This window comes from Mycobacterium asiaticum (assembly GCF_001673365.1).
Classification (GTDB): domain Bacteria; phylum Actinomycetota; class Actinomycetes; order Mycobacteriales; family Mycobacteriaceae; genus Mycobacterium; species Mycobacterium asiaticum_A.
On record NZ_LZLS01000003.1, the window covers coordinates 212,143 to 236,309 of the forward strand.

Here is a 24,167-nt window from a genome sequence, read left to right on the forward strand (position 1 = left end):
CCGCTGTGTGCTGGCCGCCTCGGCTGTCGGCGGCCGCGCGCCCAGCTGCCACATTCAGAGGCCGACTTCGTCGTCGAGGATGGCGAACAGCTCGCTGTCGCGAGCAGTGCTGATGTCGTCGCCGCCCACCGCGGACTCAGCCGCCGGTGCGGCAGTCAGGTCGGCGATCATGGCGTGCAGACGGCTGGTGACGTGGGTTCTCTCCTCGGAGGTCCAGTCGGATCGGTGAACGAGAGTGTCCAATTCGCGGCTGATGTCGTTGAACCTGGTCAGCAGATCGGGTTTTGGTGCGGGTTCTTGATCGACTAATTGGCCCGCCAGATATTCGGCCAACGCTGCCGGCGTCGGGTAGTCGAAAATCAATGTGGGCGACAGGGTCAACCCGGTAGCGGTTTTGAGGCGGTTGCGTAGTTCCACCGCGGTCAACGAGTCGAATCCAAGTTCCTGAAAAGCCTTTTGGTCGTCGATGTCGACGGTGCTGGAATGCCCCAGCACGGCAGCGGCGTTGGCCGATACCAATTCGGTGAGTTCGCGCTGCCGTTGTTCGGGCGACAAGCCGTGTAGCCGCTCGAGGACTCCGCTCGCCGCGGCCGCGGTATCAACGGAGTCGATGACGCGACGCGTGGGGCGGGTCACCAAATCACGCCACAGCGGCGGCAGTTCAGCCTCCGCGGTCAGCGCCGAGGTATTCAGCTGGGCGGCGACCGCTACCGGAAGATCGGCGAGCAGTGCGGAGTCGAGCAATTGCAGTGCGTGGGTGGTGGGCAGCGGCGACAAACCACCTTGTCTCATCCGAGCCAGATCTCGGTCGCCGAGATGGCGAGTCATCGCGCTGGCCTGCTCCCACAGACCCCAAGCGATCGAAATACCGGATAAGCCTTGTGCGCGACGGTAACTGGCCAGGCCGTCCAGGAAAGCGTTGGCTGCGGCGTAGTTCCCCTGCCCTGGGCTGCCGACGATGCCGGCCAACGATGAAAAGACGACGAACACAGGTAGATTCATGGCGCGGGTCAGTTCGTGCAGGTTCCAGGCGCCGTCCACCTTCACCCGCAGCACCGTGTCCAACCGGTCGGGAGTCAGGGAAGTGATCATCGCGTCGTCGATCACCCCGGCGGCGTGAATGACGCCCTTGAGCGGAAACTTTTCGGGTATCCGCTGCAGCATTGCGGATACGTCGGCGCGGTCCGCGACGTCGCATTCGGCGAGGGTCACGTGTGTTCCGGCCCGTTCGAGAGTGTCGACCAGTTCAGTCGCGCCCTCAGCCCGCGCGCCGGATCGACTAACCAGCACCAGATGCGCAACGCCGTACTGGTCCGCCAGATGCCGGGCCACCGACGCGCCGGCCATCCCGGTACCACCGGTGATCACCACGGTGCCACCGGTGAGCGGCGACTGGGCCCCCGCAGGGCCATTCGGGATCGTCAGCACCACCTTGCCGACATGACGAGCCTGGCTGACGAAGCGATACGCCTGCCGCGCACGACGTACGTCGAACACCGTGACCGGCAACGGCTGCACCGCACCGGATTCCAGCAGTTCCAAGATCTCCGCATACATCTGCGCCATGAGATCCGGGCTGGCCTGGAAAAGGTCGAACGCGTGATAAGCGATGCCCCGGTACTGTTCGGCGACGGCATCGGCGTCGCGTATATCGGTCTTGCCCATCTCCATGAAGCGCCCGCCCACCGCCAGCAACCGCAGCGAGGCATCAACAAACTCGCCCGCCAACGAGTTGAGCACCATGTCCGCACCGTCACCGGCGGTCGCGGCCCGAAACTTCACCTCGAAGTCCAAGGTGCGCGAATCACCGATATGGGCGTCGTCTAATCCCATGGCGCGCAACGTATCCCATTTTCCTCGGCTGGCGGTTGCGAAAACTTCGCAACCCCAGTGGCGGGCCAACTGCACCGCGGCCATGCCCACCCCACCGGCGCCAGCATGGATCAACACCCGCTCGCCTGCTTTGAGGCCACCCAACACCGACATGCCATACAGCGCGGTCAAGAACACCACTGGCACGCTGGCGGCCTTGTCCAACGACCACCCGGCCGGCACAACCGTCACAATGCGCTCGTCCACCACGGCTTCGGAGGCCGCCGCACCCAACTGTCCCATCACCGCGTCGCCCACCGACAACCGGCTCACTCCGGGGCCCACCTCCACGACCACCCCGGCACCTTCGATGCCCAGGTCGCCGCTGCCGGGATACATACCCAGAGCCAACATCACGTCGCGGAAGTTCACCCCGACCGCGCCCACCGCAACCCGTATCTGACCGGGCCCCAATTCGCCGGGCTCGCAACGACGAACGGCCAACTCCTCCAACGTGCCCCCGCTGCCGGCGCTTAACCGCCAGGCGCCATCGGGCAGGTCCAGCACCGATGCTGCCGTCCGCACCAACCGAGCGCCGTACATCACCCCGGAGCGCACCAACAGTTGCGGCTCGCCACAGGCCACGACTTCTTCCAGAGGTATCGAACCGTCCGAATCGACCAGCACCAACCGCCCGGGGTGTTCCGCCTGCGCCGAACGCACCAGACCCCATACCGCCGCGCCTGCCAAGTCCGACACACCTTCGTTCGGCAGCCCGACCGCGCCGCGCGTCACGACGGCGAGCATGCCGTCAGATTCCAAGTGGTCCTGCAGCACCTGGAGCGCCTGGTGGGTGGCACTCGTCACCGACTCGGTGTCTGGCGACCAGCATGCGGCGCGGCCAGCAACCCCGTTGCGTTCCAACGCCCGCCACACCACTTCCAGCAGACCATCGCCGGAACCGTGCTTCGACGTCACCGCCGCCGCAAGGGCCTGCTCGGAAACCGCGCGTACCAACAACTCTCGCACCGATAACACCGGCGATCCCGCGGAATTGGCGAGTTCGACCGACACCGAGCCGGCTCCGGTCGGGGCGATCCGGACCCGAAGCCTTGAGGCTCCCGCGGCATGCAGTTTCACTCCTTGCCAAGAGAACGGCAGCGCCAGCTGCTCCCCGCCCTCGGCGAATCCCCAAGCGTGCAACGCCGCGTCCAACAACGCGGGATGAATTCCGAAGTGCCGCACGCTGACACCCTCGGGTGCAACTACCTCGGCGAATACCTCGCGTCCGCGTCGCCACGCGGCCCGCACCCCGCGAAACGCGCGGCCGTAGCCGTAGCCGCGCCCGGCCATCTGCTCATAAGCGTCGGACACAGCTAGCGGTGCGGCGCCGATCGGCGGCCATGCCGACAGGTCCGCTCCACCTCGAATTCCACCGGGCCCCAATATGCCTTCGGCGTGCAAAGCCCACGAGTCATTGTCCTTCGCCAATTGGGTAACGGCGGAATAGACCCAGACGCCGTGGCGTCCCGCGTCATCGGCGGCCCCGACCACTACTTGGATGCGCACATCACCTGTCGCCGGCAACGCCAACGGCGCCAGCAATGTCAACTCCTCGACGACCGGTACGCCAGCCTCTTCGCCCGCCCGCAACACCAGTTCCACGAAGCCCGCCCCGGGAAACAGCAGCACCCCGCTGACGACATGATCGGCCAACCAGCCTTGAGCTCCGAGCGATAGCGATCCCGTCAGTACCACGCCACCGACGTCAGGACGCTCCACCACCACGCCCAGCAACGGATGGCCGCTTCCGGCCAGCCCGACGGTAGCCAGCTGGGCCGGCCCGACGCCCAAATCTGCCAGCCAAAAGTGTTGGCGAGCAAAGCCGTACGTCGGCAACCGCACCGGACGTACGTCGCGCCCAGCGAAGACCTCCCGCCACTGCACGCCGACCCCGGCGGTGAACAGCCGTCCGAGCGAGTTGAACAGCGAATCGATCTCGGGACGATCCTTGGCCATCAGCGCCACCGACGTGGCGTCGCCGGCAAGGCACTGCTCGACCAGCCCGGTCAATCCGCCAGTGGGGCCGACCTCGAGGAACGCCCTGGCCCCCAACGACTCCGCCAACTGCACGCTGTCAGCGAACCGCACGGGTTTACGCACGTGTTCGGCCCAGTACTGGACCGAGCCGTAGCCGGTGTCCGCCAGCGCACCGGTGACGTTGGAAATCAACTTGATTCGTGGTTCGGACACCGCGAGACCGCCCAGCTGCGCCGCGAATTCGCTGACCATGGGCTCCATCAACGGCGAGTGAAACGCATGCGACACGGCCAGGCGGTGCACCCGCCGACCGAGCGCCGCCAACTTCTGCACCGGAGCGTCCACCGCGGCCTGCTCACCAGAAATCACCACCGACTCAGGGGCGTTCACCGCGGCGATGCTGGCACCGGCACCGAGTTGCGGCGCTACCTCGTCCTCACCGGCCGATACCGCGACCATGACTCCGCCTGCCGGCAACGCGCCCATCAGATGACCACGCAAAGCGACCAATCGTGCCGCGTCCCGCAGGGATAACACTCCGGCGACGTAGGCAGCGGCGATCTCGCCCACCGAATGGCCCAAGACCACGTCGGGGATCACACCCCAGGACTGCAACAGTGCGGCCAACGCCACCTCGACGGCGAACAACGCCGGCTGCGCAAACTGCGTGTTCTCCAACAGCACCGCGTCCGATCCCCAGATCAGCTCGCGCAGCGGAAGTCTAAGGTGCTCATCCAAGACCGCTACGAACTCGTCAAACGCGTTGGCGTAGGCGGGGAAACGCTCATACAGCGCGCGACCCATACCCAGGTACTGCGCCCCCTGCCCGGGAAACACGAACACCGTTTTGACCGCTGCGTGCGCCCGGCCCACCGCAACCTCGGTCGTAGACTCTCCGGCGGCGACGTGGGACAACCCGTCCAGAAGTTGCGTGCGCCCGGCGCCCACCACCACCGCGCGATGCTCGAACAACGACCGGGTGCTGACCAACGACCAGGCCACATCGAGGGGGCGCGCGTCCTGTTCGGAGCGCAGATAGGTCGTCAGGCGCCGCGCCTGATTCGCCAGGGCGGTGGCCGAGCGGGCCGAAAGAACCAATGGCACAACGCTGTTGTCCATGCTGTTGTCGACGGGTGCTTGCGGGTTCTCGACTGGTGGGCCCTGCTCCAAGATGACGTGGGCGTTGGTTCCGCTGATGCCGAATGACGACACCCCGGCACGGCGGGGTCGGTCGGATACCGGCCACGGACGCGACTCGGTCAACAACGACACCGCCCCCGCTGACCAATCCACGTGCGGCGTAGGCATATCCACGTTCAGCGTCTTGGGCATGGCCCCGTGCTGCATGGCCAGCACCATCTTGATCACGCCCGCAACGCCCGCCGCGGCCGAGGAATGACCGAGGTTGGACTTTATCGACCCCAACCAAAGCGGCTCGTCGCGGTCCTGTCCGTAAGTGGCCAGGATCGCCTGCGCTTCAATGGGATCGCCCAGCATCGTGCCCGTCCCGTGGCCTTCGACGACATCGACATCGGCCACGCCAAGCCGCGCGTTGGCCAGCGCCGCGCGGATCACCCGCTGCTGCGATGGCCCATTGGGTGCGGTCAGTCCGTTGGATGCGCCGTCCTGGTTGACCGCCGAGCCACGCACCACCGCCAACACCGAATGGCCCAGTCGCTGTGCATCGGCCAACCGCTCCACCACGAGTACCCCGGCACCTTCGGACCATGACGTGCCGTCCGCGGCAGCCGCATAGGCCTTGCAGCGGCCGTCGGCGGCCAGCGCCCGCTGCCGGCTGAACTCGACGAATCCGCCGGGCGTGGCCATTACCGTGACCCCACCGACGAGCGCCAGATCGCACTCCCCCGAACGCAACGACTGCACCGCCAGATGCAGCGCCACCAACGAGGACGAACACGCCGTATCGACCGACACCGCCGGGCCTTCCAGGCCCAGTACGTAAGCCACTCGCCCGGAGGCGACACTGAGCGTCGAACCGGTGAGTCCGTAGCCCTCCAGTTCACCCTTGACTTCGCCGCCGTAGCCGGCGTGAATCACCCCGGTGAACACACCGGTTGCGCTACCACGCAACGTGGTCGGGTCGATTCCGGTGCGCTCCAACGCTTCCCAGGACACTTCCAGCAAGACCCGCTGTTGCGGGTCCATCGCGAGAGCTTCGTTGGGTCCGATGCCGAAGAAGGCGGCGTCGAAATCGCCGGCGTCAGTGAGGAAGCTACCGCGGCGCGTGTAGGTTTTTCCCGTCGCGTCGGGGTCCGGGTCATACATGCCGTCGATGTCCCAGCCGCGGTCCGTGGGGAAGTCCGCGACGCCGTCTCGCCCCTCGATCAGAAGTTGCCACAACGCTTCCGGCGAGTCGGCACCCCCGGGATACCGGCAGCCCATCCCCACCACCGCCACCGGCTCGGACAGCTTGTCCTCGAGCTCCGAGAGTCGCCGTCGGGTGCGGCGTAGTTCCGCGGTGAGACGTTTGAGGTAGTCGACCTGTTTGGAGGTGCCCTCCACCGATGGTCCTTGGTCCATGTTCTCAGGAGTCCAGTTCGTTTTCGAGGATGGCGAACAGCTGGCTTTCAGTCGCTGTAGCCAGGTCGTCATCGGGAGCCAGTTCGGCCATGATGGCGTACAGCCGCGTGGATAGTTGAGTGCGGTCTTCAACAGTCCAATCACGTTGCCGAATTTGAGTTTCCAACTCGTGCACGACGTTGTTGATGCGGGCCAACGGGTCGAGCTGCTCAGTGGTGGCGGCCAACCGTACGTCGAGGTGTTCCGCCAACGCATTGGGACTCGGATAGTCGAAGATCAGCGTGGGCGAGAGAGCCAATCCGGTCGCTGTTTTGAGCCGGTTGCGCAGTTCGACAGCGGTCAGCGAATCGAACCCCAGTTCCTGGAATGCGCGCTGGGCGCTGATGTCCGCGGTGCTGGAACGACCGAGCACTGCTGCGGCGTTGCTGCACACCACGTCGACCAGTTCCCGGTGCCGTTGTTCGGCATCGAGTCCTTGTAGACGCGCGGCCAGACCCGTGGTCGTCGAAATGGCGGTCGCGTTGTCGTCGACCACACGTCGAGTGGGTCGGCGGACCAAGTCGCTCAGCAACGGTGCGACGTCTTCGCTGAGCGTGGCGGGATCAAGGCGAGTGGCCACCACTGTGCCATTGTCGGCCAGGAGTGCGTCATCGAACAGCGCGAGTGCCTGCTCGGTGGACAGCGTGGTCAAACCGATCCGGCTCATGCGGGCCTTGTCGCGGTCCCCCAGGTGTCGCGTCATTGCGCTGGCCTGTTTCCAAAGTCCCCAAGCCACCGATGTCGCCGGCAACCCGTGCGCCCGGCGGTGGGTGGCCAACGCGTCCAAGAAGCTGTTCGCCGCAGCGTAATTGCCCTGCCCGGGGGTGCCCAGGACGCCGGCCATCGAGGAAAACATCACGAAGGCAGACAAATTCAGATCGCGGGTCAACTCGTGTAGGTGCCATGCACCGTCCACCTTGGCGCGCAGCACCGCATCTAACCGGTCGGGGGTCAATGCCGCGATCAACCCGTCGTCAAGCACACCAGCGGCATGGACTACGACTTTCAGCGGGAACTGCTGGGGTATCTGGCCCAACAAGTCCGAAAGCGCTTCGCGATCGGTAACGTCAACGGCGGCAACGCAAACCTGCGCCCCGGCCTCGCGCAACTCGGTGGCCAACTGTGAAATGCCGTCGGCTCGAGTCCCGGACCGACTGGCCAGGATCACGTTCGCGATCCCATGCCGGTGTACCAGATGACGTGCCACCGCGGCGCCGGCCATCCCGGTCCCGCCGGTGATCAGCGCGGTACCGCCAGCCAGCGCACGCAGCGTCAATACGACCTTCCCGGTATGGCGTGCCTGACTGACGTAGCGGTACGCCTGGCGGGCCTGCCGCACGTCAAATGTCCTGACCGGCAACGGAACCAACGTACCGGCCTGGAACAGTTCCGTCAGCTCCCCGAGCATCTGCGCGATCAGGCCCGGTCCCGCTTCGATCAAATCGAATGCCCGATAATCGATTCCGTGGCCGGCGAGCGCTTGCGGATCGCGCACGTCTGTCTTGCCCATCTCGATGAACCGGCCGCCCGGGCCAAGCAGCCGCAGCGAAGCGTCGACGAAATCGCCTGCCAGCGAGTTGAGTATCAGATCAACACCACCGGTGGCCGCTCGGAACTGTTCCTCGAAGTCCAGCGTCCGCGAATCGCCGATGTGCTGTTCGTCGAATCCCATTGCGCGCAACGTGTCCCACTTGGCGCGGCTGGCGGTAACGAATACCTCCAGGCCCCAATGCCGGGCGAGTTGCACCGCGGCCATGCCCACCCCACCGGTGGCGGCGTGCACCAGAACCCGCTCGCCGGCTTGCGCTCGACCCAGCACCGACAGTCCGTAGAGTGCGGTCAGGAACACCACCGCAATACTGGCTGCCAGCTCCATCGACCAGCCGTCCGGAACCGAGGTCACCAACCGTCGGTCCACGACGCCTTCGGGCCCGACGCAGCCGGCGGGCACACCGAGCAGGCCGAAAACCTTTTCGCCGACGGCCACATCGGCAACACCCGGCCCTACCTCGACGACAACTCCGGCGCCTTCCACGCCCAGTTCCCCGCCGCCGGGATACATGCCCAACGCCACCAACACATCCCGGAAGTTGACTCCCACCGCGGCCACCGCCACCCGCAGCTGTCCTTCGGTGAGTTGCACCGGTTCGCACGCCGTCGCTTGGACATCGTCGAGTGCGCCGCCGCCAGGGACCAAGCGCCATCCTGGCGAACCCGGGGGCAGCCGGAGTGCCGCGTCGGTCGCGCGCAGTCGCGCTTTGTAGACGGTGCCCTGCCTTACCACCAATTGCGTTTCACCACAACCGATTAGCTCGCTGACCTCCCGCGATCCGTCCGAATCCAGGAGCAGCACCCGGCCAGGTTGCTCCGCCTGGGCCGAGCGCACCAACCCCCACACGGCCGCGCCGGCCAGGTCCGACACATCCTCGCCATCGAGCGCCACCGCACCGTGCGTCAGTACGACTAGCATCCCGTCGTCGTCCCGGGCCGACCAGGCTTGCAATGCTGCCAGCGCGGAGTGGGTCGCCGAATACACCGAACGCACGGTGCCGGTGTCCGCAGCAGCCAACTCCCACACCGTCACCGGCTTCTCATCTCGTCCCGTCGACGCGACCGGAGACCACTGCACCTCGAACAAGCCACCGTCAGTACCCGCGGCAGCGGGCAACACGACCGGCCGAAATGCCAAGTTGCGCACGCTCAGGACGGGCAGGCCGGCCGAATCAGCCAACTCCAGCGCCACCGAATCGTCTCCCACCCGAGACATCCGGACCCGCAGCTGGGTGGCGCCGGCAGCGTGCAGTGACACTCCCTGCCAGGCGAACGGCAACACCGTCTCGGTGTGGGCGGTAACGACTCCCACGGTGTGCAGCGCCGCATCCAGCAACGCTGGGTGGATGCCGAACCCGGTGGCGGTCAGGTCCGCATCCTCGGCCAGGGCCACTTCGGCGAAAATCTCGTCGCCCGACTGCCACATCGCCCGCAAGCCGTGAAACGCCGGACCGTACTGATAGCCCTGAGCAGCCAGTTGCTCGTAGGCGCCGGTCACATCGATCGGTGTTGCGCCTGCGGGCGGCCAGACCGACAGATCGGCCTGAGCGTGCAGCGATCCGGCAGCCAGGACGCCCTCGGCATGCAGCGTCCACTCCGATTGCGGGCCAAAGGAATAGACCGACATGCCGCGACGCCCGGCGTTGTCTGCCGCGCCGACCACCACCTGCACCGGCACCGGAGCACTGCCGGACAACGGCAACGGCACCGACAGCGTCAACTCCTCAACTACGGGGCATCCGACCTCATCACCCGCGCGAATCGCCAGCTCGACAAATCCGGCGCCGGGGAAAAGCACAGTGCCTCGCACCGCGTGGTCAGCCAACCACGGCTGGGCCGATACGGACAATTGACCCGTCAGCACAACCCCGCCAGAGTCGGGTCGTGCCACCACCGCGCCCAGCAGTTCGTGTCCGGCGCCAACCAACCCGTCTCGGCGTGCGTCGCGCGCAACCGATTCGGCCAACCAGAACCGCCGCCGCACAAAGCCATAGGTGGGCAACGCCACTCGCCGGGCGCCCTCGAAGAGCTCCCGCCAATCCACCGCGACACCCGAGACATGCGCTTGCGCCACGGACAGCACAAACCGCTGCCAACCGCCGTCGTCGCGCCCCAGAGAGGGCAGGACAAGCGGTTGTTCAGTGCGCACCGTCAGCGTCTCTTCGATACCTGTGACAAGCACTGGGTGCGGGCTGCATTCGATGAACACCTGAGAGCCAGCCGCGGCTGCCGCACGAACGGCTCGCTCGAATTGGACTGTCTGCCGGATGCTTTGGAACCAGTAATCAGCATCCAAGTCCGCGGTGTCGATGGCTTGGCCGGTCACCGTGGAATAGAACACCACCGAGGACGAAGCCGGGCGCAGGTGCGCCAGCGCCTCGGACAGCTCGGCGCGGATGACGTCGACGTGGGCGGAGTGGGACGCGTAGTCGACGTCGATCCGCCGGGCCCGAACCTCGCCACCGTCGCACTGCCGCACCAGTTCGTCGACGGCCGCCACCTCCCCGGAGACGACTACCGACGAAACACCGTTGATGGCAGCGATATTCAGTCGATCACCCCACGGCTCTAATAGCCGCTGCCCCTCGGCCGGATCGACTGCCAGCGATGCCATTCCGCCCACTCCGGATAGCCGCACCAACAACTGACTACGCAGCGCTACCACCCGCGCGGCGTCCTCTAGCGACAACGCTCCCGCCACATAGGCGGCCGCGATCTCGCCCTGCGAGTGCCCGATCACCGCGTCGGGCGTGACGCCCACCGAACGCCACAGTTCGGCCAGCGAGACCATGATCGCCCACAGTGCTGGTTGCACCACGTCGACCCGGTCAAGGCCAGGGGCACCCGGTGCTGAACGTATGACGTCGGTCAACGACCAGTCGACGTGCTCGCGCAGCGCCTTCTCGCACCGATGCAGTTGATCGGCGAACACCGCTGAGCTGTCGAGTAATTCAGCACCCATGCCGACCCACTGCGAGCCTTGGCCGGGGAACACGAAGACGGTGTTGCCCACCGGACGGGCTTGCCCGGTAACCACCGCGCCGGTTGGTTCTCCAGCAGCAAAGCGGGCAAGTCCGTCAATGAAGTGCGCGCGATCCGAGCCGACCACAACGGCCCGGTGCTCGAACAGCGAGCGAGTGCTGACCAGTGAATGGCCCACGTCGGCCGGGCACAGATCCTCATCGGCACTCACATGCGCTGACAATCGACGCGCCTGGTTGGCCAGTGCGTCAATGGAGCGCGCCGACAACACCCATGGCACGATCCGGTCTTCGGGCGCGGGCGGAGGGTTCTCCGGGCTCGAGGCCTGTTCCAGAATCACGTGCGCGTTGGTCCCGCTGATGCCGAACGACGACACCGCTGCCCGACGCGGCCTGTCAAGTGTTGGCCAGGACCGCTGTTCGGTGAGCAGCGACACCGCGCCCGCAGACCAATCTACGTGTGGCGTAGGCACATTCACGTGCAACGTCTTCGGCATGATCCCGTGCTGCATTGCCAACGTCATCTTCATGACACCGGCTACCCCCGCCGCGGCGGACGTGTGGCCCATGTTCGACTTGATCGACCCCAACCAAAGCGGCTCGGAACGGTTCTGACCGTAGGTGGCCAAGATCGCTTGCGCCTCAATGGGATCCCCGAGCGTGGTGCCCGTGCCGTGCCCCTCGACGACGTCCACATCTGCCGCCGTGAGGCGCGCACCGGCCAGTGCCGCACGAATCACCCGTTGCTGCGACGGGCCATTAGGCGTGGCCAGCCCGTTGGATGCACCGTCCTGATTGACCGCCGTAGCCCGTACCACCGCCAGCACCGGATGTCCTAGGCGCTGAGCGTCCACCAGTCGCTCGGCCACCAGAACGCCGGCTCCCTCAGAGAACGCGGTCCCGTCGGCGGCGCCAGCGTAAGCCTTGCAGCGACCGTCAGCCGACAATGCCCGCTGCCGGCTGAATTCGATGAACATCGCCGGAGTCGCCATCACTGTCACGCCGCCAACCAGCGCCAGATCGCACTCGCCCGAACGCAACGACTGCACCGCCAGGTGCAACGCCACCAACGACGACGAACACGCCGTATCGACCGACACCGCCGGGCCCTCCAGACCCAGCACGTAAGCCACCCGACCCGAAGCCACACTCAGCGTCGAACCGCGCAGCCCGTACCGCTCCAACTCCCCCGGCACCCGGCCCTGGCCACCGTAGGAACCGTGGAACGCCCCGGCGAACACACCGGTTGCTGAGCCTCTCAGCGTGATCGGGTCAATTCCGGCCCGCTCCAACGCTTCCCACGACACCTCCAGCAGCAACCGCTGCTGGGGATCCATTGCCAACACCTCACTGGGCGCGATCCCGAAGAACTCGGCGTCGAATCCGGCCACGTTGTCCAAGAACCCACCGGATTTGGTGTAGGACTTGCCGACCGCATCGGGGTCCGGATCAAACAGGCCTTCGAGGCTCCAGCCACGGTCCGCGGGGAACTCGGCGATGACGTCGCGTCCGTCGGCCACCATCTGCCACAAAGCCTCGGGCGAGTCCACCCCGCCGGGATAGCGGCAGCCCATGCCCACCAACGCAATTGGTTCGGTGGCCCGGCTCAGATAGTCGCGGTTCTCGCGCTTGAGCCGCTCGTTCTCCTTGAGCGATCTACGCAGCGCCGCGATGAGCTCTTCTTGATTGCTGGTCATACGGTGCGACCGAAATCAGTGCCAGCGCAGAAGCACCAGTTCGGAGCAGAAGCCGGGACCCATCGCAATCATCAAGCCGGGACTTCCACTGGGTGGCGGTTTGGCGATCGTGTCACGCAGCACGTGCAGGACCGATGCCGAAGACAGGTTGCCGATCTCGCCCAACGAGCGCCAGGTGAGCTCTAGCGCCTCTGGCTGCAGTTTCAGCGTCTCAGTGATCGCGTTGATGATCTTGGGCCCGCCGGGATGGGTCACCCATGCGCCCACATCGGTAGTGGTCAGCGAATGCTCAGCCAAAAATCCGGTGACGTCGGCGCCCACGTACTCCTCGACCACGGCCGCTAGATCCTTGGACAAGACCAGTTCAAATCCGGCCGACCCGACGTCGTAGCCCATGGTGCGTAGAGAGTCGGGGTACAGGTGGCTTCGCGAATCGACGATGCTCGGACCGCACGCCCCAATCTCTTCGGCGCGGCGATCTCCGACCGCGATCACCGCAGCGGCACCGTCAGCAAATAGGGCACTACCCACCAGCCCGGCCAGCGACGGCTTGTAGCCGGGAAAGGTGAGGGAACACAACTCCACCGAAACCAGCGCAGCGATGCCGTCGCGGGCGCCCTTGAGGTAGTCGTGCAACCGCGCCACCCCGGCCGCCCCGGCCACACAACCGAGCCCGAACAATGGCACCCGTCGCACGTCGGCGCGCAGTCCGAGCCGTCCGGCGATCCGGGCGTCCAGCGATGGCACGGCCAGGCCGGTGACGGTGGTGGTGATCAGCACGTCGAGATCCTCGGGTCGCAACCCGGCTTCGTCCAAGGCGCCCATCAGGGCTTCCACACCGAGGTCCACGGCCTTTTCCAGGAATATGCCGTTCGCTTCGCCGAAGTCGTTCAACCGCGGGTAATTCTCCAACGGCAGTACGAGGTGGCGGCTGTTTACTTTGGCGCTGGCGTGCAGCTGCCGGACGATGTCTTCGTAACCCGCGAAATCGGGGATGCCGACGAAGGTGTCGGTGAGTTCTTCCTGCGAATAGCGATAAGGCGGCAAGGCGCCGAAGACACCTGCGATGACGCTCATTGGTCCCACCCCTTGGATACGAACATCGATGCCATACCGTTCAACCCGATCGCTTAGACCTGGGAGTTTAGTCGGCCTAACACAGACCGGCAAAGGAGCCGCTCAGCGCTGCAACGCTTGTCGCAGCCGTCCGGCAACTTCGCCGACGGCACTCAACTGCTCGGCAACCCGACCCGGCGCGGTGCCGCCGCGGGCGTCACGCGAGGACACCGAACCCTCGATGGTCAGCACGTCTCGAACGCTCGGGGTGAGCTCGGGGCTGATGGCGGCCAGCTCGTCGTCGGTCAGCTCTTCCAGCCCGACACCGCGCTGCTCGGCCGCACGCACGGCGCCACCGGCCGCCTCATGCGCGGAACGAAACGGAACCCCTTGACGCACCAGCCATTCGGCGATGTCGGTGGCTAGCGTGTAACCAGCCGGTGCCAGCTGCGCCATCCGTTCCACGTGGAAAGTCAGGCTGCCCACCAGGCCTGCCATTGCTGGCAGCAGCAACTCCAACTGAGCCACCGAGTCGAACACCGGTTCCTTGTCTTCCTGCAGGTCACGGTTATAAGCCAGGGGTTGGGCCTTCAGCGTCGCCAACAGACCGGCCAGGTTGCCGATCAGCCGCCCGGATTTGCCCCGGGCCAGTTCGGCGATGTCTGGATTCTTCTTCTGCGGCATGATCGAGCTGCCCGTGGACCACGAGTCGTGCAAAGTCACGTAGCCGAATTCCGTCGAGCTCCAGATGATGATGTCCTCGGCCAGCCGGGACAGGTCGACGCCGATCATGGCCAACACGAACGCCGCCTCACCAGCGAAGTCACGGGCTGCGGTGGCGTCGACCGAATTGTCGGCGGCGGCCGAAAAGCCTAGGTCCGCGGCTATTGCGTCGGGATCCAGGCCCAGCGACGATCCGGCCAGCGCACCCGAACCGTAGGGGGATATTGCGGCGCGTTTGTCGAAGTCGACGATCCGGTCGACATCGCGCAGCAACGGTTGCGCGTGGGCGAGCAGATGGTGTGCCAGCAAAATCGGCTGAGCGGACTGCAGATGGGTCTTACCGGGCATGACGGCCGTCGGGTGCGCGGCGGCTTGCGCGGACAGTGCCGCGACAACGTCGAGCGCGCCTTCGGCCACGCGGCGCACGGCGTCGCGCAGCCACATTCGGAACAGCGTGGCCACCTGGTCGTTGCGGGACCGGCCGGCCCGCAGACGTCCGCCAAGATCCGGCCCGACCCGGCCGATCAGGCCGCGTTCCATCGCCGCGTGTACGTCCTCGTCAGTGACCAGCGGGCCGAAGCTGCCGTCAGCGAGGTCTGCGGCAAGGCTGTCCAGTCCGGCCAGCAACCCGTCGCGCTGCTCTTCGGTGAGCAGGCCCGCCCGGTAGAGCACCACGGTGTGCGCCCGGGATGCGGTGATGTCGTAGGGGGCCAGCACCCAATCGAAGTGGGTGGACTTGCTCAGCGCGGCCAGTGCGTCGGACGGGCCGCCGGCGAACCGGCCGCCCCACAGCGACCCCTCGTTGGTACTCACTCGGTCACCTTCGCCCCGCGAGCAGACACAGAATCGCACTCAAATGGGCTATATCGTGCGATTCTGTGTCTGCTCGCCGAAGGAGCGTCACCGCAGATCCCGGCGGGCCGACAACTTCGACGACAACCCGTGCACGTAGACGAAGCCCTTGGCCATCGACTGGTCGAAAGTGTCGCCCTCGTCGTAGGTGGCCAGGTTGAAGTCATACAGCGACTCGGCGCTGCGGCGGCCGTTGACCGCGATGTGCCCGCCATGCAGCACCAGCCGCACCTCGCCGGTGACGTGCTCCTGGGTCTTGGCGACGAAGCTTTCCAACGCGATCTTCAGCGGCGAGTACCAGAGCCCGTCGTACACCAGCTCGGCCCAACGCTGGTCGGTGTGGCGCTTAAATCGACCCAGCTCGCGTTCCAGCGTGACGTGTTCGAGTTCGGCGTGGGCGGTGATCAGCACCATCGCGCCGGGCGCCTCATAGATTTCGCGGCTCTTGATGCCGACCAGACGGTCCTCGACGACGTCCAGACGCCCCACTCCTTGTGCACCGGCCCGGCGGTTGAGTTCCTCGATGGCCTGCAGCACCGTTACCCGCCTGCCGTCGATGGAGGCCGGGACACCCTGCTCGAAGCCGATGATGACCTCGTCGGGGGTGTTCCAATTGACCGTCGGGTCCTCGGTGTAGTCGTAGACGTCCTTGGTGGGTGCATTCCACAGGTGCTCGAGGAACCCAGTCTCGACCGCGCGGCCCCACACGTTCTGATCGATCGAGAACGGCGAGCGTTTGGTGACGTTGATCGGGATGTCGTTTTCTTCGGCGAACGCGATCGCCTTCTCCCGCGTCCACGCGTAGTCGCGGACCGGCGCCAGCACCTCGAGATCCGGTGCCAGCGAAGCAAATCCGACTTCGAAGCGGACCTGATCGTTGCCCTTGCCGGTGCAGCCGTGTGCGACGATGCCGCCTCCGTGCTCACGTGCGGCTGCCACCAGATGCTTGACGATCAGCGGCCGGCTGATGGCCGACACCAGCGGGTAACGGTCCATGTACAGAGCGTTGTTGAGGATGGTGGGCAGACAGTAGCCTTCGGCGAACTCGTCGCGAGCATCCACGACGACGGCTTCGACGGCACCGCAGTCCAAGGCCCGTTGGCGCACCACTTCCATGTCCTCGCCGCCCTGACCGAGATCGATCGCCACCGCAACGACCTCGCGGCCGGTCTCCTTGCCTATCCAGCTGATGGCCACCGAGGTGTCCAGACCGCCGGAATACGCGAGGATGACGCGCTCTGACATGAACAGTTCTCCTTATGACTCGGCCCCGGCGCTCGGCCAGGTCTGCAGCAGTGTATTTGAGGTCTACTTAAGTTCTTCGAGAGCAGAGGCCAACTCGACGCCGGTCATCGGCTCGCGCGCCACCACGAACACAGTGTCGTCGCCGGCGATGGTGCCGACGACGTACGGTAACGCCGCCCGGTCGATCGCGCTGGCCAAGTAGTGCGCGCCACCGGGCGGGGTGCGCAGCACCGCGAGGTTCGCGCTGGCGTCGGTGGAAACCAGCAGCTCACCGAGCAAGCGGGACAGACGACCCGTGCCACCGGCAACGCCACGCACGGGGCTGCCGTCCTCGGGCACGACATAGACGCCCACGCCGCCGTCGGCGCCACGCAATTTGACCGCGCCGAGTTCCTCGAGATCACGCGAGAGGGTTGCCTGGGTGACCTCGATGCCCTCGGCCGCCAACCGAGCCGCCAAGTCGCTCTGACTGCGCACCTCCGCGGTGGACAGGATTGCGACGATGCGCGCCTGCCGACCGGCCCGGTTCGCGCTGACCTCCGGGGCCGCCTTGGCAGTCATCGTGATCGCTCCAGCAGCCACACCAACAGCGCCTTTTGGGCGTGCAGCCGGTTTTCCGCCTCGTCCCACACCGCACTGGCCGGGCCGTCCATCACTTCGTCGGTGATCTCGTCGCCGCGGTGTGCAGGAAGGCAATGCAGAACGAGCGCGTCAGGTTTGGCCTTTGTCAGCAGTCGCTGGTTGATCTGAAACGGCCGGAACGGCTCGATGCGATCCAGCCCGTCGTTCTCCTGGCCCATGGATGTCCAGGTATCGGTGACCAGGACGTCGGCGTCGGCGGCCGCTGCATCGGCGTCCGCGATTACCGTTACCGTCCCGCCGGTCTGCTTGGCGCGCTGCCCGGCCGCAGCCACAATCCCGGGATCGGGCACGAACGCTGTCGGGGCGGCGACGGTGACGTGCATGCCTGCCGTGACCCCGCCCAGCATGAGGGAGTGGGCCATATTGTTGGCGCCGTCCCCCAGATAGGTCATCTTCAGACCGTCGAGGGCACCTTTACGTTCGGCGACGGTCTGCAGATCTGCCAGCACCTGGCATGGGTGAAACTCATCGGACAGCGCGTTGATCACGGGAACCGTTGCGGCAGAGGCCATGGCGGTCAGCCGATCCTGCCCGAACGTGCGCCACACAATGGCATCGACGAAACGCGACAGCACGCGCGCGGTGTCCTCCAAGGTCTCGTCACGACCGAGCTGGGTGCTGCGTCCGTCGACGACAACGGCGTGCCCACCCAGCTGGGCGACACCCAACTCGAAGGAAAACCTTGTGCGGGTGGAGTTCTTGTCGAAAATGACCGCGACCCCGCACGGGCCGTCCAGGGGGCGACGGCTGAACGGGTCCTCTTTCAGTTCAGCGGCCAATTCCAGGACTTCGGCTTGCTCCTGCGGGGTGAGGTCGTCATCGCGCAGAAAGTGCCTAACCATCTTGTGCTCCCGCGGTGTCGAGGATGCCCGGCAAGGCGGCCACGAAGCCCTCCAGCTGGGACTCGGTGACGATCAGTGGCGGCGCCAGGCGAATGACGTTGGGCGCAGCCGCATTTACCAGATAGCCGGCCTCGCGCGCGGCGGCTTCGGCGGCCTTGGCGGACGGCGCGGTCAACACAATGCCTTGCAGCAACCCCCGTCCCCGCACCTGATCGATCAGCGGCTGGTTCAACGCTTCGATTCCGTGCTTGAGCGCCTTGCCTTTGACTTCGGCATTCCGCACCAGGTCCTCGTCGGCCAAAACCTCGAGCACCGCCAAAGCCGCAGCGGTGCAGACGGGGTTGCCTCCGAAAGTGCTGCCGTGCAGGCCGGGGGTCAGCAAGCCCGCGGCGGATCCGACCGCGATGCATGCGCCAATCGGCAGCCCACCGCCAAGACCCTTGGCCAGGGTCACCACGTCCGGGGTGATGCCGTCGTGTTGATGGGCGTAAAACGTTCCAGTACGGCCCATTCCGGTCTGTACTTCGTCGAGGACCAACAGGGCCCCGTGCTTTGCCGTGACTTCCCGCGCCTTCACCAGGTAGCCCGCGGGCGGGACAACCACTCCGCTCTCCCCCATGATCGGCTCGAGAAAGACTGCGGCGGTGTCGTCGTCGACCGCGGTGGTGAGCGCGTCCGCGTCGCCGTATGGGACGTGGGTGACGTAGCCCGGCAGCGGTTCGAACGGCGCTTGCTTGGAAGGCTGGCCGGTGAGGGCCAGTGAACCCATCGTTCGGCCATGAAATGCTTCTTGTGCCGCAACGATTTTCGTTCGACCTGTGAGCCTACTCAGTTTGAACGCGACCTCGTTGGCTTCGGTCCCTGAGTTGCAGAAGAACACGCGCGCCTGCAGTTCTGCTGCCAGCAGGGCGACCAGTTGTTCGGCCAGGGCGATGCCGGGCTCGGTGGCATAGAGATTGGAGGTGTGCCCCAGCGTCGAGAGCTGTTGTGTGACTGCGTCAATGACGGCGGGGTGCCGGTGGCCGAGAACATTGACTGCAATGCCGCCCAGCAGGTCGACGTAGGACTTGCCGTCCACATCGGTGACGACAGCTCCGTCGCCCGCGGCCAATGCCATCGGCGGGGTGCCGTAGTTGTTCATCATCACTGATTGCCAACGTTGCTGCACCGCTTGCGTATTCGTCATACCGGCACCACCTTCGTACCGGTGCCCGCGTCGGTGAACAACTCAACCAATACACAGTGTTCCACTCGTCCGTCTATGACGTGAGCACTGGGGACACCGGCGGTGACTGCCCGCAGGCAGGCTTCGACTTTGGGGATCATTCCTGCCTCCAATGTGGGCAGCAGTTGCGTCAGTGTCGCAGTGTCGATTTCGCTGACGAGCGAGGTGCGGTCCGGCCAACTGGTGTAAAGGCCTTCGACATCGGTGAGCATCAACAGTTTTTCGGCGTTGAGGGCTTCGGCAAGTGCGGCGGCCGCTGTGTCGGCGTTGATGTTGTGCACCACCCCGTCCGAATCGGGCGCCAACGTCGAGACAACTGGAATCCTGCGTGCAGCAATGAGATCCAGTACTGCTGCGGTGTTGACCAGTTCGACGTCACCAACCAGGCCGATGTCAGTATCCACCCCGTCGACGGTGACGCTGCGCCGCACCGCAGTGAACAGCTGAGCGTCCTCGCCAGTGATACCTACGGCGTAAGGTCCGTGCGCGTTGATGAGATTGACCAACTCGCGGCCCACTTGTCCGAACAGCACCATCCGCGCCACATCAAGCACTTCCGGTGTGGTGACGCGAAAACCGCCTCGGAAATCACCTTCGATCCCGAGCCGGCGGAGCATCGCCGTGATCTGCGGTCCACCGCCGTGCACCACCACCGGATGGACTCCGCAGTTGCGCAGAAAAGCCATGTCAGCTGCGAACGCCTGGCGCAGCGATTCATCGGTCATCGCGTTGCCGCCGTATTTGATGACGACGATTTTGCCGTGCAGTTGTTTGAGCCAGGGCAGCGCCTCAGCTAGAACCTGCGCCTTGACCTGGGTGGGCAGTTCTTCGATGTTCATGGTCATGAGCTGTACGCCGAGTTCTCTTCGACGTAGGCGTGCGAAAGGTCAGTGGTTCGGATGTCAGCCCGGCCGTTGCCCATTGCGAGGTCGACAACGACGTGGATGTCGGTGCCGGATAGGTCTACGTCGCGGGCGCCCGGAACACCGGTGCCGTCGCGATACACCAGAGAACCATTGAACGACACCGTGATCCGATCCGGCTCCAACGCTATTGGCGCCATGCCAACTGCTGCGACCACCCGTCCCCAGTTCGGGTCGGAACCGAATAGTGCGGTCTTCACCAGACTGTCGCGGGCGACGACGCGGGCGACGGTCAGCGCTTCGTCCTCAGTAGCTGCCCCGGTCACCGTCACCATGATGCGTTTGGTAACGCCCTCGGCATCGGCCTGCAGTTGGGCACACAGGTCGTCACAGACCCGCAGCAACGCATCGTCGAGATCGTTTTGGGACGGTTCGATTTCACTTGCCCCCGAAGCCAGGAGAAGCACGGTGTCGTTAGTGGAGCAACTGCCGTCGATGTCGAGTCGGTCGAAAGTGCGTGCGGTGGCACGCTTCAACGCCCGATCAAGAGCCGCAGCATCGGCCACGGCGTCGGTGGTGATGACGCACAACATTGTTGCCAGCGACGGCGCCAGCATGCCCGCGCCCTTGGCCATCCCCCCGACCGTCCAGTTGTCTTTGTGATGCAGCGCAACCTGTTTGGGTACGGTGTCGGTGGTCATGATGGCCCGGGCGGCGTCGTCACCCCCGGTCAGACCACCGTGCATCTCGTGCACGATGTCACTGACCCCGGCGAGCACCTTGTCCATCGGCAACCGGTCCCCGATCAGACCTGTGGAACATACGGCGACCTCGATAGCGCCGGTCTCGGTTCCCCAGTCCGACAATGCAGCGGCCACGGCTTCGGCGGTGGCGTGGGTGTCCTGGAAGCCGCCCGGGCCGGTACAGGCATTGGCGCCACCAGAATTGAGAATGACAGCGCGCAGGCGCGCAGTAGTCAGTACCTGTTGACTCCACAGCACGGGTGCGGCTTTGACTTTGTTGCGTGTGAACACGCCAGTCGCCGCATAGTCGGGTCCCTCGTTGAAGACGAGTGCTAAGTCGAGCGCGCCCGATGCCTTGATGCCGGCTGCGAGACCGGCAGCTCGGAATCCGGCTGGGGCGGTAACACCTTGTGCACGCAGCAAGCGTGTGTAATCCACAACATCGGTCACGGAGCCACTCCGACTACCGAAAGCCCTTGCGTCTCTGGCCATCCCAAAGCCAGGTTCATGGACTGCACCGCTGCGCCCCCCGTCCCTTTGACCAAATTATCGATTGCGGCGACCGCGACGAAGGTCGCAGCGTCCTCGTCGACCGCAACCGCAATGTGTGCAGCGTTGCTGCCGATCACCGATCCGGTACGGGGAAGCTGCCCCTCGGGCATGAGAAACACAAAAGGTTCAGCTTCATAAGCCTTTTCGTAGACAGCACGCAGCTGCGAAATCGGGGACCGAGTCGGGGCAGTGCAGGTGGCCAGGATGCCGCGAGATGTCGGAATCAGCACCGGGGTGAAAGAAACCGTCACGTCGTGATCGGTGACCATTCGCAGGCCTTGCACAATCTCAGGGGTGTGCCGGTGGCTACCGCCGATGTTGTAGGCACGCGCCGACCCGATGACCTCGGACCCGAGCAAGTCGGTCTTGGCCGCGCGACCTGCACCCGAGGTGCCACTGACGGCGACGACGTTCACCGTAGGCTCGATGAGGTCCTCCGCCACCGCAGGCAATAGGGCTAGAAGCGCCGCTGTGGGGTAACAGCCGGGCACGGCGATGCGGCGTGCACCCCGGAGCCCAGCGCGCCCGCCCGGCAGCTCTGGCAGGCCGTAAGGCCAGTGCCCGGCATGCGCCGATCCGTAGAAGCGCCCCCAGGCCGCGGCGTCGCTGAGCCGGAAATCCGCACCGCAGTCGATGACAACGGTTTCTGGGCCGAGTTGTTCGGCAAGCGGACCCGAGTGCCCATGCGGCAATGCCAGGAAGACCACGTCGTGGCCGCTTAGCACCGCGGGCTCGGTGGGCTCGACCACCCGCTGGGCTAGCGGGACGAGATTAGGGTGATGCTCGCCGAGGGTGCTGCCGGCGCTGGACGCCGCCGTAAGAGCGCCTATCGTCAGTCGACCGTCATCGAGAGCCGGATGTCCCAGCAGCAAGCGAAGGATCTCGCCGCCCGCATAACCGGTGGCGCCGGCGACTGCTACGCGAGTCGTATCGACCATCCGGCGATGGTTGCATGTTTATGCAGTCGTTTGCAAATTAATTCTTAGGTTTAGGTCATCGGCCACTTGACGAGCGGTGTCGAGACTTGGCAGCGTTGAAGTCAAATCGACACGCCGACACGGGAGGACCTTTTGCCATCAAAATGGCTTCCGACCAGCGGAGCGACTGCTCTGCCGCCTAGCTGATTTCGGCCCAAAGGTAGGACTTCACAACTTCCCGCAGACCCTAAGATTCCGCCCTAAAAATTCTTAGAAATATAGGGTTTAAGCACTCTCCAGTATGGGGATCTATTGCCCACGTGTTGCCTAAGGACGTTCGGGCGTCGTAGGCCACGGCAGTGTTCCATTTGGGTCATCCAGGGGAGATGGACATGTCCTTCGTTATTGCTGTGCCCGAGTTCGTCGAGGCCGCGGCCGCGCAGCTAGCCGGCATAGGTTCTGCGGTTGCCGAGGTAGGCACTTCGGCCGTTGGCGCTACTACACAATTGGCACCGGCGGCTGCGGACGAGGTATCGACCGCTATCGCAAGGCTTTTCGGCACGCTCGGTAGCGAGTACCAGGCAGCCAGCGCCCAGGCGACCGCATACCATCAAGAGTTCGTCGCGCTGCTCACCCGTGGAGCTACCGCGTACGCCGCCGCCGAAGCGATAAACGTCTCCGCGCTTTTCGATCTCGGCCGTATCGCCACGGCTATAGAGATTGGTATCGGGAACCTCGCGGCACAGGTCAACGGCGCCTTGGGTGGAACATTTGGCTTCGGCGGCTTCGGCGGTCAAGTTGGCGGGTCCCTGGGGGGTGGGTTCAACGCCGGATCGCTACTGCGCGCCTTTACCTCTCTTCCCAGCTTGGGGGCCGGGTTGGCCCTGCAGACCGGAGGGGCGCTGACTTCGGGCCTCGGTGCCGGACTGGTCCAGACCGGCCAGGCAATCATCAACGCCGGGGTGGCCCTGGAAAACGCTGGCGCCGCAATGTCTGCAGCAGGCGCGGCACTGACTGGCCAAGCCAATGGCGCGATCGAAGCCTTCTTGAATGGTTCACTGGGCGCCAATCTCAGTGGGTCCCTAACGGGCAGCTTCAACGGGACGCTGCCAAGCCTGGCTGAACTGGGCCAGACCGGTGGAAGGATCATCGGAAGTCTGTCCGCGGGCCTGTCGCAGCTGGCCGCAAGCTTCAGCGGCGGTTTGCCTGCCTTGTCCGCCACGCTAAACGGCGCCTTCACCGGTGGCATCAACGCGCTTGTCGACCTAGCCGGCAACTTCACGTTGCCGCCATTGACGTTGCCGCCGTTCACGATTCCGCCGTTCCCGGCGATCCCGAACTTGGGTGCGACGATTTCTGGCGGTATCAACGCACTGGTCGATCTGGCTGGCAACTTTGCGCTGCCTCCGTTGACGTTGCCGCCGTTGACCATTCCGCCGTTCCCGACCCTGCCGGCACTGCCCAACCTCGGTGCGACCATCACTGGTGGCATCAACGCCCTGGTCGACTTGGCTGGCAACCTGGCCATCCCGCCGTTCGCCATTCCGCCGTTCACGCTGCCGCCGTTCCCGACGCTGCCCGCACTGCCCAACCTGGGTGCCACCATCACTGGCGGCATCAACGCCCTGGTCGACTTGGCCGGCAACTTTGCTCTGCCGCCATTGACGTTGCCGCCGTTCACCATTCCGCCGTTCCCGACCCTGCCCGCACTGCCCAACCTCGGTGCCACCATCACCGGCGGCATCAACGCCCTGGTCGATCTGGCTGGCAACCTGGCCATCCCGCCGTTCGCGATTCCGCCGTTCACGCTGCCGCCGTTCCCGACGCTGCCCGCACTGCCCAACCT

Annotated in this window: 12 protein-coding genes; 1 reads left to right on the forward strand and 11 read right to left on the reverse strand. The window is 65.3% G+C overall.

Going from position 1 to position 24,167, the window contains the following annotated elements; all coding sequences use genetic code 11:
• Positions 1-54 precede the first annotated feature (54 nt).
• The 11 genes from A5634_RS01040 to argC form a co-directional block, all read right to left on the reverse strand.
• Entirely contained in the window at positions 55-6,393 is a 6,339-nt protein-coding gene (locus tag A5634_RS01040) for a type I polyketide synthase (RefSeq protein ID WP_065142210.1), read from the reverse strand.
• A 4-nt stretch (positions 6,394-6,397) separates the two neighbouring features.
• Entirely contained in the window at positions 6,398-12,661 is a 6,264-nt protein-coding gene (locus A5634_RS01045; RefSeq protein ID WP_065142211.1) for a type I polyketide synthase, read from the reverse strand.
• 15 nt (positions 12,662-12,676) lie between these two features.
• Positions 12,677-13,738 (reverse strand): type III polyketide synthase, encoded by a 1,062-nt coding sequence (locus A5634_RS01050; RefSeq protein WP_065142212.1) that lies wholly within the window; start codon positions 13,736-13,738, stop codon positions 12,677-12,679.
• A gap of 102 nt (positions 13,739-13,840) precedes the next feature.
• Entirely contained in the window at positions 13,841-15,253 is a 1,413-nt protein-coding gene (argH, locus tag A5634_RS01055; protein WP_065142213.1) for an argininosuccinate lyase, read from the reverse strand.
• Positions 15,254-15,340: 87 nt separating this feature from the next.
• Complete coding sequence (locus A5634_RS01060; protein WP_065142214.1) at positions 15,341-16,537, reverse strand: argininosuccinate synthase; 1,197 nt, start codon at positions 16,535-16,537, stop codon at positions 15,341-15,343.
• A 63-nt stretch (positions 16,538-16,600) separates the two neighbouring features.
• Entirely contained in the window at positions 16,601-17,098 is a 498-nt protein-coding gene (locus A5634_RS01065) for an arginine repressor (protein ID WP_065142215.1), read from the reverse strand.
• Entirely contained in the window at positions 17,095-18,021 is a 927-nt protein-coding gene (gene argF, locus A5634_RS01070; protein WP_065142216.1) for an ornithine carbamoyltransferase, read from the reverse strand. The genes A5634_RS01065 and argF overlap by 4 nt, the downstream gene beginning before the upstream one ends.
• Positions 18,014-19,207 carry an acetylornithine transaminase gene (locus A5634_RS01075; protein ID WP_065142217.1) on the reverse strand — a complete coding sequence of 398 codons (1,194 nt, stop codon included), beginning with the start codon at positions 19,205-19,207 and terminating at the stop codon, positions 18,014-18,016. The genes argF and A5634_RS01075 overlap by 8 nt, the downstream gene beginning before the upstream one ends.
• Positions 19,204-20,091, reverse strand: a complete 888-nt coding sequence (gene argB / locus A5634_RS01080; RefSeq protein ID WP_065142218.1) for an acetylglutamate kinase — start codon at positions 20,089-20,091, stop codon at positions 19,204-19,206. The genes A5634_RS01075 and argB overlap by 4 nt, the downstream gene beginning before the upstream one ends.
• Positions 20,088-21,302 (reverse strand): bifunctional glutamate N-acetyltransferase/amino-acid acetyltransferase ArgJ, encoded by a 1,215-nt coding sequence (gene argJ / locus A5634_RS01085; protein ID WP_065142219.1) that lies wholly within the window; start codon positions 21,300-21,302, stop codon positions 20,088-20,090. The genes argB and argJ overlap by 4 nt, the downstream gene beginning before the upstream one ends.
• The gene (gene argC / locus A5634_RS01090; protein ID WP_065142220.1) at positions 21,299-22,342 is read right to left on the reverse strand and encodes an N-acetyl-gamma-glutamyl-phosphate reductase; all 1,044 of its coding nucleotides are present in this window, start codon (positions 22,340-22,342) and stop codon (positions 21,299-21,301) included. Before argC ends, argJ begins: the two co-directional genes overlap by 4 nt.
• Before the next feature lie 371 nt (positions 22,343-22,713).
• Here argC and A5634_RS01095 point away from each other — a divergent pair.
• A partial coding sequence (locus A5634_RS01095; protein ID WP_172831578.1) for a PE family protein occupies positions 22,714-24,167 on the forward strand: 1,454 nt, incomplete at its 3' end.